At 48.8% G+C, this 15,063-nt stretch carries 17 protein-coding genes; 8 read left to right on the top strand and 9 right to left on the bottom strand.

Features of this window, described 5'->3' with window-relative positions; all coding sequences use genetic code 11:
- Positions 1-67: 67 nt before the first annotated feature.
- The 4 genes from O59_RS00005 to O59_RS00020 all read left to right on the top strand — a co-directional run bounded on the left by O59_RS00005 (position 68) and on the right by O59_RS00020 (position 2,390).
- Complete coding sequence (locus O59_RS00005; RefSeq protein WP_040390929.1) at positions 68-667, top strand: hypothetical protein; 600 nt, start codon at positions 68-70, stop codon at positions 665-667.
- 123 nt (positions 668-790) lie between these two features.
- On the top strand, positions 791-1,132 hold the full coding sequence (locus O59_RS00010; RefSeq protein ID WP_007638194.1) for a hypothetical protein: 342 nt from the start codon (positions 791-793) through the stop codon (positions 1,130-1,132).
- A gap of 78 nt (positions 1,133-1,210) precedes the next feature.
- A complete protein-coding gene (locus tag O59_RS00015) occupies positions 1,211-1,585 on the top strand; it encodes a hypothetical protein (protein WP_040390931.1) in 375 nt (124 codons plus the stop codon).
- 211 nt (positions 1,586-1,796) lie between these two features.
- Complete coding sequence (locus O59_RS00020; protein WP_007638198.1) at positions 1,797-2,390, top strand: glycoside hydrolase family 25 protein; 594 nt, start codon at positions 1,797-1,799, stop codon at positions 2,388-2,390.
- 180 nt (positions 2,391-2,570) lie between these two features.
- On the opposite strand, the gene O59_RS00025 is transcribed toward O59_RS00020, so the two are convergent.
- Together O59_RS00025 and O59_RS00030 are read right to left on the bottom strand one after the other, a co-directional pair.
- A complete protein-coding gene (locus O59_RS00025) occupies positions 2,571-3,026 on the bottom strand; it encodes a tetratricopeptide repeat protein (RefSeq protein WP_007638202.1) in 456 nt (151 codons plus the stop codon).
- Positions 3,027-3,070: 44 nt separating this feature from the next.
- Positions 3,071-3,832 carry a ParA family protein gene (locus tag O59_RS00030; protein WP_007638203.1) on the bottom strand — a complete coding sequence of 254 codons (762 nt, stop codon included), beginning with the start codon at positions 3,830-3,832 and terminating at the stop codon, positions 3,071-3,073.
- A gap of 209 nt (positions 3,833-4,041) precedes the next feature.
- On the opposite strand from O59_RS00030, the gene O59_RS00035 reads away from it, so the two are divergent.
- The 4 genes from O59_RS00035 (at position 4,042) to O59_RS00050 (ending at position 7,502) form a co-directional block, all read left to right on the top strand.
- The gene (locus O59_RS00035; RefSeq protein ID WP_007638204.1) at positions 4,042-5,025 is read left to right on the top strand and encodes a serine/threonine protein kinase; all 984 of its coding nucleotides are present in this window, start codon (positions 4,042-4,044) and stop codon (positions 5,023-5,025) included.
- 120 nt (positions 5,026-5,145) lie between these two features.
- Complete coding sequence (gene cysE / locus O59_RS00040) at positions 5,146-5,916, top strand: serine O-acetyltransferase (protein WP_369728130.1); 771 nt, start codon at positions 5,146-5,148, stop codon at positions 5,914-5,916.
- Between the two features lie 196 nt (positions 5,917-6,112).
- Positions 6,113-6,511 carry a hypothetical protein gene (locus O59_RS00045; RefSeq protein WP_007638206.1) on the top strand — a complete coding sequence of 133 codons (399 nt, stop codon included), beginning with the start codon at positions 6,113-6,115 and terminating at the stop codon, positions 6,509-6,511.
- A 94-nt stretch (positions 6,512-6,605) separates the two neighbouring features.
- The gene (locus O59_RS00050; protein WP_151055850.1) at positions 6,606-7,502 is read left to right on the top strand and encodes a hypothetical protein; all 897 of its coding nucleotides are present in this window, start codon (positions 6,606-6,608) and stop codon (positions 7,500-7,502) included.
- Positions 7,503-7,601: 99 nt separating this feature from the next.
- Here the strand turns inward: O59_RS00050 and mscL are convergent, their stop codons facing one another.
- The 7 genes from mscL to O59_RS00085 all read right to left on the bottom strand — a co-directional run bounded on the left by mscL (position 7,602) and on the right by O59_RS00085 (position 14,971).
- Positions 7,602-8,009: a large-conductance mechanosensitive channel protein MscL gene (gene mscL, locus O59_RS00055; protein ID WP_007638209.1), complete on the bottom strand. Its 408-nt coding sequence runs from the start codon at positions 8,007-8,009 to the stop codon at positions 7,602-7,604.
- Positions 8,010-8,119: 110 nt separating this feature from the next.
- Complete coding sequence (locus O59_RS00060; RefSeq protein ID WP_007638210.1) at positions 8,120-8,311, bottom strand: CPXCG motif-containing cysteine-rich protein; 192 nt, start codon at positions 8,309-8,311, stop codon at positions 8,120-8,122.
- 15 nt (positions 8,312-8,326) lie between these two features.
- Complete coding sequence (gene ubiD, locus O59_RS00065) at positions 8,327-9,808, bottom strand: 4-hydroxy-3-polyprenylbenzoate decarboxylase (protein WP_040391213.1); 1,482 nt, start codon at positions 9,806-9,808, stop codon at positions 8,327-8,329.
- Between the two features lie 230 nt (positions 9,809-10,038).
- Positions 10,039-11,298 carry a transcription termination factor Rho gene (gene rho / locus O59_RS00070; RefSeq protein ID WP_007638212.1) on the bottom strand — a complete coding sequence of 420 codons (1,260 nt, stop codon included), beginning with the start codon at positions 11,296-11,298 and terminating at the stop codon, positions 10,039-10,041.
- Positions 11,299-11,702: 404 nt separating this feature from the next.
- Entirely contained in the window at positions 11,703-12,032 is a 330-nt protein-coding gene (trxA, locus tag O59_RS00075; protein ID WP_040390936.1) for a thioredoxin TrxA, read from the bottom strand.
- Between the two features lie 119 nt (positions 12,033-12,151).
- The gene (locus tag O59_RS00080; protein WP_040390938.1) at positions 12,152-14,557 is read right to left on the bottom strand and encodes a response regulator; all 2,406 of its coding nucleotides are present in this window, start codon (positions 14,555-14,557) and stop codon (positions 12,152-12,154) included.
- A 117-nt stretch (positions 14,558-14,674) separates the two neighbouring features.
- Entirely contained in the window at positions 14,675-14,971 is a 297-nt protein-coding gene (locus O59_RS00085) for a hypothetical protein (protein WP_007638217.1), read from the bottom strand.
- Between the last annotated feature and the right edge of the window lie 92 nt (positions 14,972-15,063).

Below are 15,063 nucleotides of genomic sequence, written 5' to 3' on the forward strand. Positions count from 1 at the left end.
CCTTGGCTGCATAGTTAGGGTGTCTACTTTTTGTGGGTAAGACCAGCTCAAGCCTGAGAAGTAATATATGTCTTCGGAACTACCAGTGTTTTCCATTGTTGCTATGGCAACGGTTACTGCTTCACTAATAACCGCGATCATTTCTTTCGTTAATTTAACGCTAACCAAAGAGCAAAAGATATCAGAATTTAGGCAGGCGTGGATTGACGCTCTTAGAGAAGACCTTTCAATTTTTTTTGCTTGTGCAAGAGCATTTGCGCGAGCTACAGAAGAACAGTTCATATTTACAGAAGAATCTGAAAATAAAAATAAATTTAAAATTTCACCGGAAAAAATTAGTGAAATAAGGTATCAAGTTGCCGAAGTATATTCCCGAATTCAACTTCGGCTGAACTCCGAAGACATTGAACACAATGAACTTATCCGCTTGTTAGGCGTAGCTATACAAAAACAGAATGCCGCACTAGCTGAAAAATCAGATAGCACTGAAACTATGAAGGCAATTCAGATTGCTACAGAATATTCTCGCCCTCTTTTAAAGATGGAATGGAATCGAGTTAAGAAAGGAGAACCTGCCTTCAGAAATGCAAAAAATGGTGCTCTTGCGCTAATCGGTTTGCTTTGTTTGGCGCTTGCTTATTTTATTGTTTTCGGTAATTTTAAATAAAAGCCTAACAAAGCAATCAAACGGATGGATTTTTAAGTTGCTCTTTTGCCATTCCGCTTCGCTCCATTTTACGGCAAAAGTGCAACTTAAAAACCACCGTTTATCGCGACGTTAAGTGTAAAAATGAATTACGACGAATACATTAAAGAAGCGAAAAAATATTCAAGCGATGAAGTGGTTACTTGTTTAGTTTCGCATCTAAGCAGTTGGAAAACCGATAGTACGGATGTGGTAGAGCTAGCTAATGCAATCGAAAGGTTCTTCGGCAACTTCTGGATATCCAGCGAAGAAACTCATAGCCATCTGTATAAGCTTTGGTCTAGCTTCAAGAATGAAGCAATATTAGGCATTGGCGGCATGACAATGAACGAGAGACTCTATTGTTTTGGGTTATTCGAACGTTTTGACAATGCCTCTGAAAAAGAGCGGCAGGTAATTTATGAAAAATTGTGTGCAAACACTTAACAAGGCGCAGCAAAACGCACAACTTACAAACTGCCGTTGTGCTTAACGTTAAGTGAGCTAAAAAAAGGAAATCGAGCTTTGTCTGAAATATCTGAAAAGCTATTGGCCCAAAGGCTTAGAAATAGAATTATGGAAGTGCTTTCTGGTTATGCTTGCAACGAAGATTGGGAGCTGCTTGGACCGGATGAAATGATAAATCTATGGGAAGACTTCGTAGACGAAGGAAGAATCACTATTTACATTGAGCCAGTATTTACAAAGGAGGAACGAAGTAATCTTCTGGCGTTTCATATGCTTTGGCTTCAATATTGTGAATCTACGCCTAAAAATATGCCTCCATTTAAAGAAATTAAAGCCACTCTTGAATGGAAAAAGCTACAAAACGAAGCAATAAAGCTACTAGAATTATTTGAGTTGCGCGGAAAGTTAGACGAAGAAATTGAAATCACTTAACAAGCGACTGTGGTAAAAAATCGGCAGCTTCGGCATCAAAATCGGCCTTTTCTCTTGCTGAGTACCCCGTCACCTAGGTCCGCCATTTGCCGAAAGCCGCCCCAACCAAATTGATCTATAACACCACTTAGAATAAATCGACTTTTCCCTAACATAGATCGCGTTAAGAACACCAAAAAATAAATAAACAATTAGTTCAAAGGATCATCTCATGACTACCAACAACCAACCACAAGGTATAGACGTTTCCCATTACCAAGGCGCGGTGGATTGGAAAAAAGTTAAGGCGGCGGGAATTGCGTTTGCTTACGCAAAAGCTACCGATGGTAATACCTACACTGACCCGCAGTTCCATACCAACTGGCAAGGTATACAAGCAGCCGGTATTTTGCGCGGCGCTTATCATTTTTACGAAACGAATGATGACCCTGTTAGCCAAGCTAATAATTTTATTAATGCCGTAGGTTCACTCGCTGCGAATGATTTGGCGCCGGTTGTGGATATTGAAATTTTTAAAGGCAATTACGGCAGCAACAGCGTCGCCGCGAATTTGCAAATCTGGCTGGACACTGTGGAAAAAGCTCTGGGCCGAACGCCCATGATTTACACCGGCCCTTCATTTTGGAATCAAACTATCAATACTGATTTTTCCAAGTACCCACTCTGGGTCGCGGAATATGGTGTGGCTGCACCAAAAATTCCATTTGGTTGGAGCACATATAATTTTTGGCAGTATTCGCAAAGCGGGAGTGTTGATGGGGTTACAGGGAGTGTTGATTTGGATGTTTTTTTGGGGACGCTATAAAAAAATGCTCCGCAAGACATACATTTGCTCCAGCACCAGCAGACAATCCAGAAACGCAAAATTCACCTAGAGTACAAATGCGAACGCAAGTGCTAAGCGCACTTGCGTTGCAATATTCACGGCAAAGTTCACCTGATTTTTCTGTCCGGTTCACAAGCCTGGCTTGGGGAGCTGACGGGATTAATTTCCCAGCAACAAATCCAAACGCAGCAAACCTTGGGCGGCGTCTGAGCCGGGGGTGGCGAAACGTTTGCCTTGTTGCACAAACATTTTGGCTTTATCGGGGGAACCCAACTGCACATAACTTTGCGCGAGCACCAAATACAAATCTGCCGCGCGCCGCTCAATGCGCAAACCGCGTTCGGCGGTGGCGATGGCACCTTGGTAGTCTTGCGCTTGATACTGGCCGCGCGCTTGTTTGGCGAGGCTAACAGCAGCGGGGTTAAGTACCATCGCGGGAGCAGGTGTAGGTGATGGTGTGACTGCGCCGGGCTGGGGTTGGACAACTACGGGCGCTGGTTTAACCGGCTCTTGCGGTTGGGGCGCTGGGTAACTTGGGTAGTCAGAGTGGGTTGCACAGCCGGCCAACACAAATAACAGACCAGCCAGACACAATTGGGAACAACGTTTGATCATCAGATAACTCGTTTGTGTGATGTGAGACTTTAACCGCAGAGCGATCATTCACTTTCTTTGGCCGCGGCTTTCAGCAGGCGCGCTATTTCTTTCCACAGATCGAGATAGGCCAGTGCCGCGCGGCTGCGTTGATTGTAGCTGGTAAGTGGTGCGCGTCGCAGCCCCATTTGCTCTACGGCGGAGTCGTTGGGGATCCAGGTTTTGAGCATGGGCACCGGCATTTTTTTGCTGTTGTCTATCGCCTCGCGGTGCAGGTTGCGGCGCATATCTACCTGATTAAAAAAACCGACAATGCGTTTGGGGGCGGATTTTTTGCTGGCGAGAAACTCCACCACTTGCTCCATCGCGCGGATCGATAGCGGGCTGGGAATCATCGGGATCAACAGAATATCCACTTCCTGCAACAGCTGTTCAACGCTGGGCGAGAGCGTGGGCGGGCAATCAAAAATCAGCACATCGGCTTTTTCGCTCAGGGGCTTGAGCAGCTGTTTGAAGAATTTTTTGTCTTTGCTCAGCTCATCAAACTCGCTATCCAAACTGCGCAGGCTCAAATCGGCAGGGATTAACATCAGGTTGGGATAGGGACTGAACAACTCCATCTCACCGATGGATTTGCCTTTGTTGAACAGCTTGATGGCCTTGCCCGCGCCGGGTTCTTGCTGACAAAACCAACTGGCCGCCGCTTGCGGGTCTAAATCCCAGAGGATGACATTTTTTTTGGCCGCGGCCGCCATGTAGGCCATGTTGACCGCGGTGGTGGTTTTACCCACGCCGCCTTTGAGGTTGTAGAAGGCAATTTTAATCATAGGAATTCCGTTTGTTAGCTGTGGCTATTGTTGGAGGCTTTGGCAAACAGTGCGTCTACTCTGATCGGCAGAGTGTTACTTGTAGCATTTTTAACCGCTTCCTTCAAAATTTAGCCAGGATAAAACGATCTGCGCCGCAAAATCGGCTTGGGCAAGCACGCCAGCGCGCAGCGGCGTACAATCACGGCTTACTTTTGCGAGCGCTCCCCATGAACCAAGCCCACCCTTACGAACTGCTCACGCCCGATATGGTGTTGGATGCTATCGACAGCACCGGTTTTTTAACCGATGCGCGCATTCTGGCGCTCAACAGTTACGAGAACCGCGTTTATCAAGTGGGCATTGAAGGCGCGAGCCCCTTGATCGCGAAGTTTTATCGCCCCGAGCGCTGGACCAATGAACAGATTATTGAAGAGCATGAGTTCACCCAAGCGCTAAAGGACTTGGAGATTTCGGTAGTGCCACCCATGGCCGACGACGAGGGCAATACCCTGCGCGAATTTCAGGGGTTTCGTTTTGCGCTCTACTTACGTCAAGGCGGCCACGCACCCAACCTGGATGACTTTGATGCGCTGCTCTCGCTCGGCCGCACCCTCGGGCGCATTCATGCCTTGGGGCAAGCGCGCCCGTTTGTGCATCGCCCGGCGCTGAATATCCAAACCTTTGGGCGCGACAGTTACGACTTTTTGCTGGCGAACGATTTTATCCCCGCCAGCCTGCGCGAGTCCTACCGCACTTTGGGTGCCGATTTATTAGCGCGCTGCGAAACGCTATTCGCACGCGTGGACTACACGCCCATTCGCCTGCATGGCGACTGTCACCCAGGCAATATTTTGTGGCGCGAAGAGGTGCCCCACTTTGTCGATTTTGACGATGCACGCATGGGCCCGGCGATTCAGGATTTGTGGATGCTGCTCTCCGGCGAACGCGAGCAGCAGACCTTGCAACTGGCGGAAGTGCTGGAAGGCTACCGCGAGTTTTGCGATTTTGATTTGGCGGAACTGGCCTTGATCGAAGCCCTGCGCAGCCTGCGTATCATGCACTACAGTGCGTGGCTGGCGCGGCGCTGGACCGACCCGGCCTTTCCCCGTCACTTCCCCTGGTTTAACACCGAACGCTATTGGGGCGAGCATATTCTGGAGTTGCGCGAGCAGCTGGCCGCGATGAACGAACCACCGCTGGTCATTTATTAAACGTATCGAGCTGCTGGCGCTGGAATTATTCGCCTATGCCCCCAATAATGGTTTTTTATTTCTCCGAATAAGGATCTGGCCATGAATGCCACCGTCACCGCCGCCACCAGCGCCCTTGTCATCGACAGTTTGTGGGAATCGATTCGCGTGCAAACCCGCAAACAAGCCGAGGCCGAACCGGTACTCGCCAGCTTCCTTTATTCGACCATCCTCAATCACGACACCTTGGAAGCGGCACTCAGCTTCCACCTCGCCAATAAACTCGATAGCCCCGCGCTGCCTGCGATGTTAATTCGCGAAGTCATCGAAGAGGCCATGGCAAAAGACCAGAGCATTGTGGAGTCGGTGCGTGCGGATTTACTCGCGGTTAGCGAGCGCGACTCCGCCTGCTGCTCGCTGGTAACGCCACTGCTTTACTTCAAAGGTTTTCACGCGCTGCAGGCTTATCGCATTGCGCATTGGCTGTGGAATCAGGGGCGCAATTCACTTGCGCTGTTCCTGCAGAACCGTATTTCGGCGGTGTTTGCGGTGGATATCCACCCCGCTGCGCGTATCGGCAAGGGCATTATGTTTGATCACGCCACCGGCATTGTGATTGGCGAGACAGCGGTGATCGAGGACATGGTATCCATCATGCAGTCGGTCACTCTGGGCGGCACCGGTAAAGAAGCCGGCGATAGGCACCCCAAAGTGCGCAAAGGCGTGTTAATTGGCGCCGGCGCCAAGATTCTGGGCAATATCACCGTGGGCGAATGCGCCAAAATTGGTGCAGGCAGTGTAGTGATTAAAGACGTACCTGCGCGCGCGACTGTGGCAGGCGTACCAGCGCAAGTGATCGGGGAGACACAGTGTTCACAACCTGCACGTGAAATGGATCACCTTATTCGCTGATAAAGGGGCACTCATAAGCGCACATTTAAGCAGCACAAGAGTGCACCAAAAAAGCCAACGCGCACCAATAAATATCAACCAATAGAAGCAATAGCAATAAAAGTAAGGATTTACAGGCTTTCCGGCCTTGGTCTGATTTTTGCTCAACTCATAGCCTGGGATCACGATTCCCACCCAAGACTGAGGAGAGCGGAGCATGCAATACACTAAGCCCATGGTCGATTTGGTGTACGAAATTCGGCGCCGGGTTGACGCGGCCATGAAGCCCAGCGTCAAAATGGCCAACCCGGATGTGCTGAAAGAGTTAGCCGACTATCACCAGCACAGCAAAGACACTATCACTAAAGCCTTGATCAAAGAGCTGCTATTTATGGCGGGGCCGGAATGGGCCAGCCTGTTGGAACCGGTGGTTAGTGAGAACACCAAAGAAATACCGCGCCAGGTGGTGAAGGTATATCGCGGCCAAACCGTACTGGAAGATGCAACCCAGGAAACACCCGGCGGTGACAACATAGTGCGCAGTGAAATTCTGGCTCCCAGCGTGCCCGTGGCTGAAAAGCCTGTGCGCATGTACCGCGGCCAGCCCATACTCTGAAACTGGACGATTGGCCAAATGGCGCCCACACTAAAACGGGTATGTACATCACCAGGCCATGGCTCATTCACAGCATTTTCAGATACTGACCTTTATGCGAATCAATACTTCCCTAGGCTGTTGGCTCTCCGCTTGCTTGATTCTGTTGGCAAGTTTTTTTGTCAGTGCCCCGCTCTCGGCTCAACCCAAAGCCACTATTGCCGTACTGCCCGATATCCATCGCGATTACACCCAATTTTTAGCCGGGCGCGATGTACAGGAAATTAGCTTTTATGGCGGCAACTACGCACGCCGCGATGTAATTGAATTAGTGTTGATGCAGCAAGCACTCGCACTGGGAGGTTTTGAGCAGCCCATAGAGTTTGCCGATGAGGAAAATTATTTTCGCAGTATTCGCAATGTGATCGATGGTAAAACGCTCAGCATTGGCGGAACGATTTGGTATCAGGATTTAATTGGCCAACAGGATCAATTGCACATTTCCGCACCCATCGTAAAAGAGGGGCAATTTGTTGTGGGGCTTTATACCTCCCCCAACAATCAGCGCGCCCTTAACAGCAAAACCCTTGCGCAACTCACCCAACTCAAAGTCGCCACCAGCCGCCAGTGGAAACCCGATTTGGATACCCTGCAGCAATTGGGTTTCGACAAAATTATGTACACGCCTAACTGGATCAACATCGCACGGATGATCAACGCCGGGCGTGTGGATTTTACGCTCTCGCCGGTGGCGAATAATCCCGGCAAAGAAATTCAGGTGGATAACATCAAGCTCGTGCCCATCGAGGGAATAAAAATTGCCATCAGCGGTAGCCGCCACTGGCCAGTCAGCAAAAAACACCCTTTGGCTGCGGAGTTTTACCGCGCCTTGAGTCTGGGCGTGGCGCAGCTGCGACGCACGGGCACCATCGAGCGAGCCTATCGCGAGTGTGGATTTTTTCATCCGGAATTGGAAAGCTGGGTGTTATTAAATCCCCCCACTGAAGAATAGTTGACAGTAGTTGCCAAAAAAATAGGGCGACCCTGTTTAACGGGATCGCCCTATTTTTTTATCGCACTGGCAGAGATTATTATCTGCCAGCCGTCACTTTTATTTTTGCTGCTGTTTTAATAAATCGCGAATTTCGGTCAGCAATAACTCTTCATTGCTGGGTGGTGGGGGAGCAGCAGGAGCCTCCTCTTCCTTTTTCTTTAAGCGATTGATCACTTTAATAACCATAAAAATAACAAACGCAATAATGGTGAAATCAATCAGCGTTTGCAGGAATTTACCGTAGGCCACCAAAACCGGAGTCTGCCCCTCCAGCAACGCCGGTAAAGTAAATGCCAGGTCAGAAAAATTAACCCCACCAATTAAGTAACCAATTGGCGGCATAACCACATCACCCACCAATGACGACACAATTTTGCCGAAGGCGGTGCCGATAATCACACCCACGGCTAAATCCACCACATTACCTTTGATAGCAAAGGCTTTGAATTCTTTTACGATGCTCATGTTAAAACCCCTTTTTTGAATGGAATGATTCAGCTACCGACAGACACACCAAAAGTTTTATAACCCATAAACCGCTTAAAACCAAGGTTATCGATTACAGATACTAGCAGCTATTCATCCTCACGCTGGGCGTAAACACTTGCTATACCCTCTTCATCAACTGTCACCTGTAACACCATTGGCTGGCAGCAGACCTGGCAATCTTCCACATAGGTTTGCTGCTCCAGCGAGCAGTCCACCAGCACACTGATCGGCTCGCCGCAGTAGGGGCAATCGAGAAAACACTCTTCTTGCAAACTCATCGCACACTCCGGTTATTAATAGGCGGATGGCAAATCTATGCCCAATTCATTCCAGATCTCATCAACCCGCGCTTTTACCTGTTCATCCATCACAATAGGTGTGCCCCATTCGCGCACAGTTTCACCGGGCCATTTGTTAGTGGCATCAAAACCAATTTTGGAACCCAAACCGGAAACCGGCGAGGCAAAATCGAGATAATCAATCGGTGTATTTTCAATCATCACTGTGTCGCGCGCCGGGTCCATGCGCGTGGTCATCGCCCAGATCACATCGTTCCAATCGCGCGCATTAATATCATCGTCGGTGACAATCACAAATTTGGTGTACATAAATTGCCGCAGAAAACTCCACACACCCATCATCACCCGCTTGGCGTGACCGGGATATTGTTTTTTCATAGTGACGACTGCCATGCGATAGGAACAGCCTTCGGGTGGCAAATAAAAATCCACAATTTCCGGAAATTGTTTTTGCAAAATCGGCACAAACACTTCGTTGAGTGCCACACCGAGAATAGCGGGTTCATCTGGCGGACGACCGGTATAGGTGCTGTGATAAATAGGATCGCGGCGATGGGTAATACGTTCGACGGTAAATACCGGAAAATTATCCACTTCGTTGTAATAACCGGTGTGATCGCCAAATGGCCCCTCGGGCGCCAAATCATTGGGTGCGATATAGCCTTCCAAAATAAATTCGGCCGATGCGGGTACTTGTAAATCGTTGCCGATACATTTCACCACTTCGGTTTTATCGCCGCGCAACAATCCGGCAAAACCGTATTCAGACAAAGTATCCGGCACTGGTGTTACCGCTCCAAGAATAGTTGCGGGATCAGCACCGAGAGCAACTGCAACGGGATAATTTTTGCCGGGGTTTTGAATTTGAAATTCGCGAAAATCCAACGCACCGCCGCGATGGGAAAGCCAGCGCATAATCAGCCGGTTTTTACCGATTTTTTGCATGCGGTAAATACCCAGGTTCTGCCGCTCTTTGTGCGGCCCACGGGTAACAACAAGCGGCCAAGTCACCAAGGGCCCGGCATCACCCGGCCAACAAGTTTGAATTGGCAACAGATCCAAATTGACGGCATCGCCTTCCAGCACCACATCCTGACACTGGGCTTTGCCCAATACTTTGGGAGCCAGATTTAATACCTGTTTAAATAAAGGCAATTTATCCCAGGCATCTTTAAAACCTTTAGGTGGTTCCGGCTCTTTTAAAAAGGCGAGCAACTTGCCCACCTCGCGCAGCGCACTTACCGACTCCTGCCCCATGCCCAAAGCCACTCGCTCGGGGGTGCCAAATAAGTTGGCCAGCACCGGAATGGTATAACCTTTGGGATTTTCAAATAGCAACGCGGGGCCACCGGCGCGCAGCGTGCGGTCGCAAATTTCTGTCATTTCAAGGTTGGGGTCGATTTCTTGCTTGATGCGTTTTAATAAACCGCGCGCCTCCAGCAAATCGATAAAATCCCTTAGGTCTTTGTATTTCATATTCTTGACAACCCGAGTCGTAAAGCCAAAGTTAAAAAAATCGAAATTATAAAAACTGTTAAAAAATAAGAGTAAAAAAAGAACACTGTAAAAAAAGAAAAACCCGTATCGAGTGCAGTAAATACGGGTTTGAATTTCCCGCATTACGCTGCGCTCCATACGGGCTACAAGCTACAACTTTAAATCCACACACAACCTCACCCCCTTTTCCAGGGGAAGGCAGGGAGGGATTACTTGCGTTTCATCGACATAAAGAATTCGTCGTTGGTTTTGAAATCTTTCAACTTGTCGAGTAAAAATTCTGTTGCGGCAACGTCTTCCATATCGTTCAACAAACGACGCAGAATCCAGGCGCGCTGCAACTCATCCTCTTTCATCAATAAGTCTTCACGGCGAGTACCGGAGCGACGCACGTTAATTGCGGGATAAATACGCTTTTCCGCAATTTTGCGATCAAGGTGCAATTCCAGGTTGCCGGTACCTTTAAATTCTTCGTAAATCACTTCATCCATTTTGGAGCCGGTATCAACCAGTGCAGTGGCGATAATACTCAAACTGCCACCTTCCTCGATGTTACGCGCCGCACCAAAGAAACGCTTGGGGCGCTCCAGCGCATGCGCATCCACACCACCGGTCAATACTTTACCGGATGAAGGAATCACAGTGTTGTACGCGCGCGCCAAACGGGTGATAGAGTCGAGCAGAATCACTACGTCTTTTTTGTGTTCAACCAAACGCTTGGCTTTCTCGATCACCATGTCGGCCACTTGTACGTGACGTGCAGGTGGCTCATCAAAAGTAGAAGCAACCACTTCGCCGCGCACTGAGCGCTGCATTTCAGTTACTTCTTCCGGGCGTTCGTCGATCAGCAATACAATCAAATGACACTCGGGATTATTGCGCGTAATCGCCTGCGCAATATTTTGCATCATGATGGTTTTACCGGCTTTCGGTGGCGCCACGATCAAACCGCGCTGACCTTTACCAATGGGAGCAATCAAATCGATGATACGACCGGTGAGGTCTTCGGTAGAACCATTGCCCGCTTCAAGCGGCAGACGAATATTGGGGAACAGCGGCGTGAGGTTTTCAAACAGAATTTTATTGCGGGAGTTTTCTGGTTTGTCGAAGTTAATATCGTTAACTTTCAACAGGGCAAAATAGCGTTCACCTTCTTTGGGGGGGCGAATTTTGCCGGAGATGGTATCGCCAGTGCGCAGGTTAAAGCGGCGAATCTGACTGGGTGAAACATAAATATCGTCGGGACCTGCTAGATACGAACTGTCGGCTGAGCGTAAAAATCCGAATCCATCCACCAAAATTTCCAAAACCCCGTCCCCGTAAATATCCTCTCCGCCTTTGGCGTGGCGCTTGAGGATATTAAAAATAATGTCCTGTTTGCGCGAGCGGGCGATATTTTCCAATCCCATTTCATGGGCGATATCAATTAATTCTTCAATCGGTTTCTTTTTAAGGTCGGTTAGATTCATAGAAAAGACTTTATAGATGGATGTAGGTTTATTGCAGATGATCGCGAGAGCGATATTGTTTTTAGAAAATTAAACGTTTGTAGAAAACTAAACACAGTTATGCTGTGCGGTTTGCAAGGTAATCTGACGAGAATTCTGCGGATAGTTAGTTAACCAGCTTTGATTCCATGATGGACATAGGTAAGTCCATTCATTTGTTGTTAGCAGAAAACTGGTCGATTGGTTTATTCGCGTGTCAGATACCGGGGCAAGAACAACAGCAGGGAATTTAGAGTTTGTTCGTCTGTGTTTTTAGAATCGGGAAGGAGATTCGGAGAGGAACAAACATTGGATGTTCGGAGTATAGCGATAAAAATCTGTAAGTGCAAAAACAAATTGGGCCATCTTGCGATGGCCCGGAGCAATTAGATGGATGAATTAATAAAATCAACCAATTGCGGTTTGCTCAGTGCACCAACTTTGGTCGCGTGAGCCGCGCCGTTCTTGAAAATAATCAGCGTAGGAATACCGCGAATACCAAATTTAGCCGGGGTATCTTTGTTGGCATCTACGTCCATTTTGGCGATTTTGATTTTGCCTTCGAATTGCTCAGCCAAATCATCAAGAATAGGAGCGATCATTTTACAAGGGCCGCACCAGGCTGCCCAAAAGTCTACCAGCACAGGCAAATCTGCTGTTAATACGTCCTGCTCGAAGCTGGCATCACTAACATGAACGATTGCATCACTACTCATAAATAACTCCAAACCTATAGGTTAGCTGGTGGTGGGCGTACCCAATTAGTGATCGCCATCATAAGGATTGACCCGAACACAGGCAAGGAGAAAAAACCAATCACCACTATAGGGGCGCCCTATGTGGGCGGTGATAAAAGTCCTGCAGCGTCAAATGCAGCATAGAGTGTATCCAGCGTGATGGGCTTGGATAAGTAGTAGTTCATGCCACAGGCGAATACTGCTTCGCGATGTTCCTGCAGGGCATGGGCAGTGAGGGCGATAATGGGAATGGGCGTTAATCCCTCGCGCCGCTCATAATCGCGAATGCTGCGAGTCGCTTCAAAGCCGTCCATTTCCGGCATTTCACAATCCATCAAAACCAGGTTAAACCGATTTTTTTGCTGCTGTGCAGCATCGCAAGCTTCAACACCATTTTCTGCGAATACAGGAACTATGCTGAGCTTGCCCAACAGCCCTTTAATTACCATGCGATTCACCGGATTATCCTCGGCAACCAATACCCGCAAATGGGAGAACTTGGCCAGATCCTGCTGTTTATTGCGCTCACTGGGTAATTCCGGGGCGGCTTCGTGACCTGACAGGGCGATCAGCTCGCGCTGTAAAAGCTTCATTGAAATGGGCTTGCGCACCACGGAGTGAACAGCCAGGCGACGCAATTGCAGTTGGTCGTGATACACATCGCCGGGGCTAAACATAAATAGCGGCAGTTCGCTAAATTCCGGTACATCTCGCAGTAATTGGGCAAATTCCAGGCCGCTGGCATCCGGCAGGGAATAATCGACACCCACAAAATCAAATGGCTCACCGGAGTGCATGGCATGTTTAAGCTGTGCCAGTGCTGTTTTTGCCGAGCGTGCAGCCTCTACATTTACCCCCCAATCTTTGCAGCAGCGGGCGATAAACTCAGCGAGCATCACGCCACCTTCGACTAACAAAAGTTTTTTATTACGCAGCAAATGCTCGCTTTTTTCAGGGGGTGCGCTCGTCAAATCGCAGACCGATTCCTGCGCCAACCTGACCGTGAACCAAAAGGTTGAGCCCCGGCCTTTTTCGCTCTCGACACCAATTTTGCCACCCATCAACTCCGCGAGGCTTTTACAAATCGCCAAACCTAACCCGGTGCCACCGTATTTGCGCGTGGTGGATGCATCGGCTTGATTGAAAGAGTCGAACAAATTGCCGGCGCTGGACATATCTATACCTATGCCACTGTCTTGCACCGCGAAGTGCAGCTCTACCCGATCATTATCCAACTGCTGCAAAACACTGACCTGCAGTGAAATAAAACCTTCACTGGTGAACTTAAAGGCGTTACCCAGCAGATTGATAATAATTTGACGCAAGCGCGTTGGGTCGCCGCGCAACCAGCGCGGCACACCGGGCAATAGGCCGCCAAAGAGTTCTATTTGCCGTTTATTAGCCGTAGCCCCAAATAATTGGACGCAGTTTTCGACCAGTTCGTCGAGCTCAAAGGTGGTCTCCTCCAACTCCATTTTGCCGGCTTCAATTTTGGAGTAATCAAGAATGTCATTAATGATGGTGAGCAAGGTTTCACCCGAGCGGTGAATAACATCGATGTAATGTTTTTGATTGTCATCCAGCGGCGTGTCGCGCAGCATTTCCAGCATGCCAATTACACCATTCATCGGCGTGCGAATTTCATGGCTCATAGTGGCGAGAAACTGGCTCTTGGCGCGACTGGCATCTTCCGCTGCATTTTTTTGGCGACGGGTTTCCAGCTTCTCTTCTTTCTCGGTTAACAGCGCGATTTCAATTGCATGGCGCTGCTCGATATCGTCAAGTAATGTCTCGCGCATGTGGTTGATCGCACTGACCACATTATCCAGTTCATCGGGCGCAGAATTTACTTTCAGGCGCTTGAGTTTTAGCGGTTTGGTGAGTGTTTCCAAATTGAGGTTGCGCGCATAGTTGGCAACCGCCTTCATGTGGCGAGTGAGCAGGGTGTGCACTAACCAGACGATAAACAGCGCAATAACCAGGGTTTTGGTGCCCTGTACCAAAGCGATAAATACAGCGCGCTGCCACAACTTGTCATAAATACTATTGAGGCTGGCCGTAACCGTGAGCACTCCCAGCTGCTGCTGTGGGGTACTGGCATCTTCGTAGATAAGCGGATAACTGCGCACCAGAAACTGACTGCGTTTGGTTTCAAGGTCTTTGGGATCGTAAATATTATTGCTGGCAACCAGCGTCTGTTCAGCGTTGTTCCAATCGTGCCAAATAACCCGAACCTGCACTACATCATCCACCGCAAGCACACTGTGGATTTGGATATTCAGCTGCTCCTGGTCAAACCCCCACAAACTTTTGGTAATACTCGCGAGAGTGCTAATCCGCACCTGATCGATACGTTTTTCCAGCGCGGCGATATCGTCATTAAAATTGCTGTGCAGCTGCAGCAAAACGGCAACCAACGTGATAATAGAACTGCTGATAATAATGAGCCCTAACAGCCGTGCTGCTATGGGATTTTCGCGCATGTAGCGTCTTATGCTTGGCATTTCACTCATCGCACCAACACAAAAAAGAGTAATGCTTTGGAGTGTAGCACCTCAACGTAAACAACCGGCTATCTCTGGCTGCGAGATAAACCGGTTTATACAAAAAATACTGGCTTGTCAGTTGGCATAACCCGACTGCAAATGAATCAACACCCGCTCTGCCGCTTCGGCAAATACCGTGCGGGAATCCTCATCCCCCAGCTGCGCACCCAAGGCCTGTACGTAGTAGCGCAATCCCGATGGCCCGGTTCGCCCCCCAGCCAGCCAATGCGAGTAGACATCGGCCAGCTGACTTTTGGCCTTAACACTACCGGCACTTTCCATATAGAGCGCATCCAACTGCTCAATAACCCGCCGCACAACAGGCAAGAGCTTGGGTTGGGGTGCAACTGTTTGTTCCGCTAAATTTGGCATCACTTACCTCCTTTCTACTGCTCTATGATTGAGTTAAGTTGATGGCAAACCAAGCGCAAAGACTATTTAGCAATAATACGATTTTTTGAAAC

Source organism: Cellvibrio sp. BR, assembly GCF_000263355.1.
In the GTDB taxonomy this organism is placed as follows: Bacteria; Pseudomonadota; Gammaproteobacteria; order Pseudomonadales; family Cellvibrionaceae; genus Cellvibrio.

Coding starts and splice junctions, on each gene's coding strand:
- O59_RS00005 (WP_040390929.1), top strand. CDS start 68: ATGTCTTCGGAACTACCAGTGTTTTCCATTGTTGCTATGGCAACGGTT.
- O59_RS00010 (WP_007638194.1), top strand. CDS start 791: ATGAATTACGACGAATACATTAAAGAAGCGAAAAAATATTCAAGCGAT.
- O59_RS00020 (WP_007638198.1), top strand. CDS start 1,797: ATGACTACCAACAACCAACCACAAGGTATAGACGTTTCCCATTACCAA.
- O59_RS00025 (WP_007638202.1), bottom strand. CDS start 3,026: ATGATCAAACGTTGTTCCCAATTGTGTCTGGCTGGTCTGTTATTTGTG.
- O59_RS00030 (WP_007638203.1), bottom strand. CDS start 3,832: ATGATTAAAATTGCCTTCTACAACCTCAAAGGCGGCGTGGGTAAAACC.
- O59_RS00035 (WP_007638204.1), top strand. CDS start 4,042: ATGAACCAAGCCCACCCTTACGAACTGCTCACGCCCGATATGGTGTTG.
- O59_RS00045 (WP_007638206.1), top strand. CDS start 6,113: ATGCAATACACTAAGCCCATGGTCGATTTGGTGTACGAAATTCGGCGC.
- O59_RS00050 (WP_151055850.1), top strand. CDS start 6,606: ATGCGAATCAATACTTCCCTAGGCTGTTGGCTCTCCGCTTGCTTGATT.
- mscL (WP_007638209.1), bottom strand. CDS start 8,009: ATGAGCATCGTAAAAGAATTCAAAGCCTTTGCTATCAAAGGTAATGTG.
- O59_RS00060 (WP_007638210.1), bottom strand. CDS start 8,311: ATGAGTTTGCAAGAAGAGTGTTTTCTCGATTGCCCCTACTGCGGCGAG.
- ubiD (WP_040391213.1), bottom strand. CDS start 9,808: ATGAAATACAAAGACCTAAGGGATTTTATCGATTTGCTGGAGGCGCGC.
- rho (WP_007638212.1), bottom strand. CDS start 11,298: ATGAATCTAACCGACCTTAAAAAGAAACCGATTGAAGAATTAATTGAT.
- trxA (WP_040390936.1), bottom strand. CDS start 12,032: ATGAGTAGTGATGCAATCGTTCATGTTAGTGATGCCAGCTTCGAGCAG.
- O59_RS00080 (WP_040390938.1), bottom strand. CDS start 14,557: ATGCCAAGCATAAGACGCTACATGCGCGAAAATCCCATAGCAGCACGG.
- O59_RS00085 (WP_007638217.1), bottom strand. CDS start 14,971: ATGCCAAATTTAGCGGAACAAACAGTTGCACCCCAACCCAAGCTCTTG.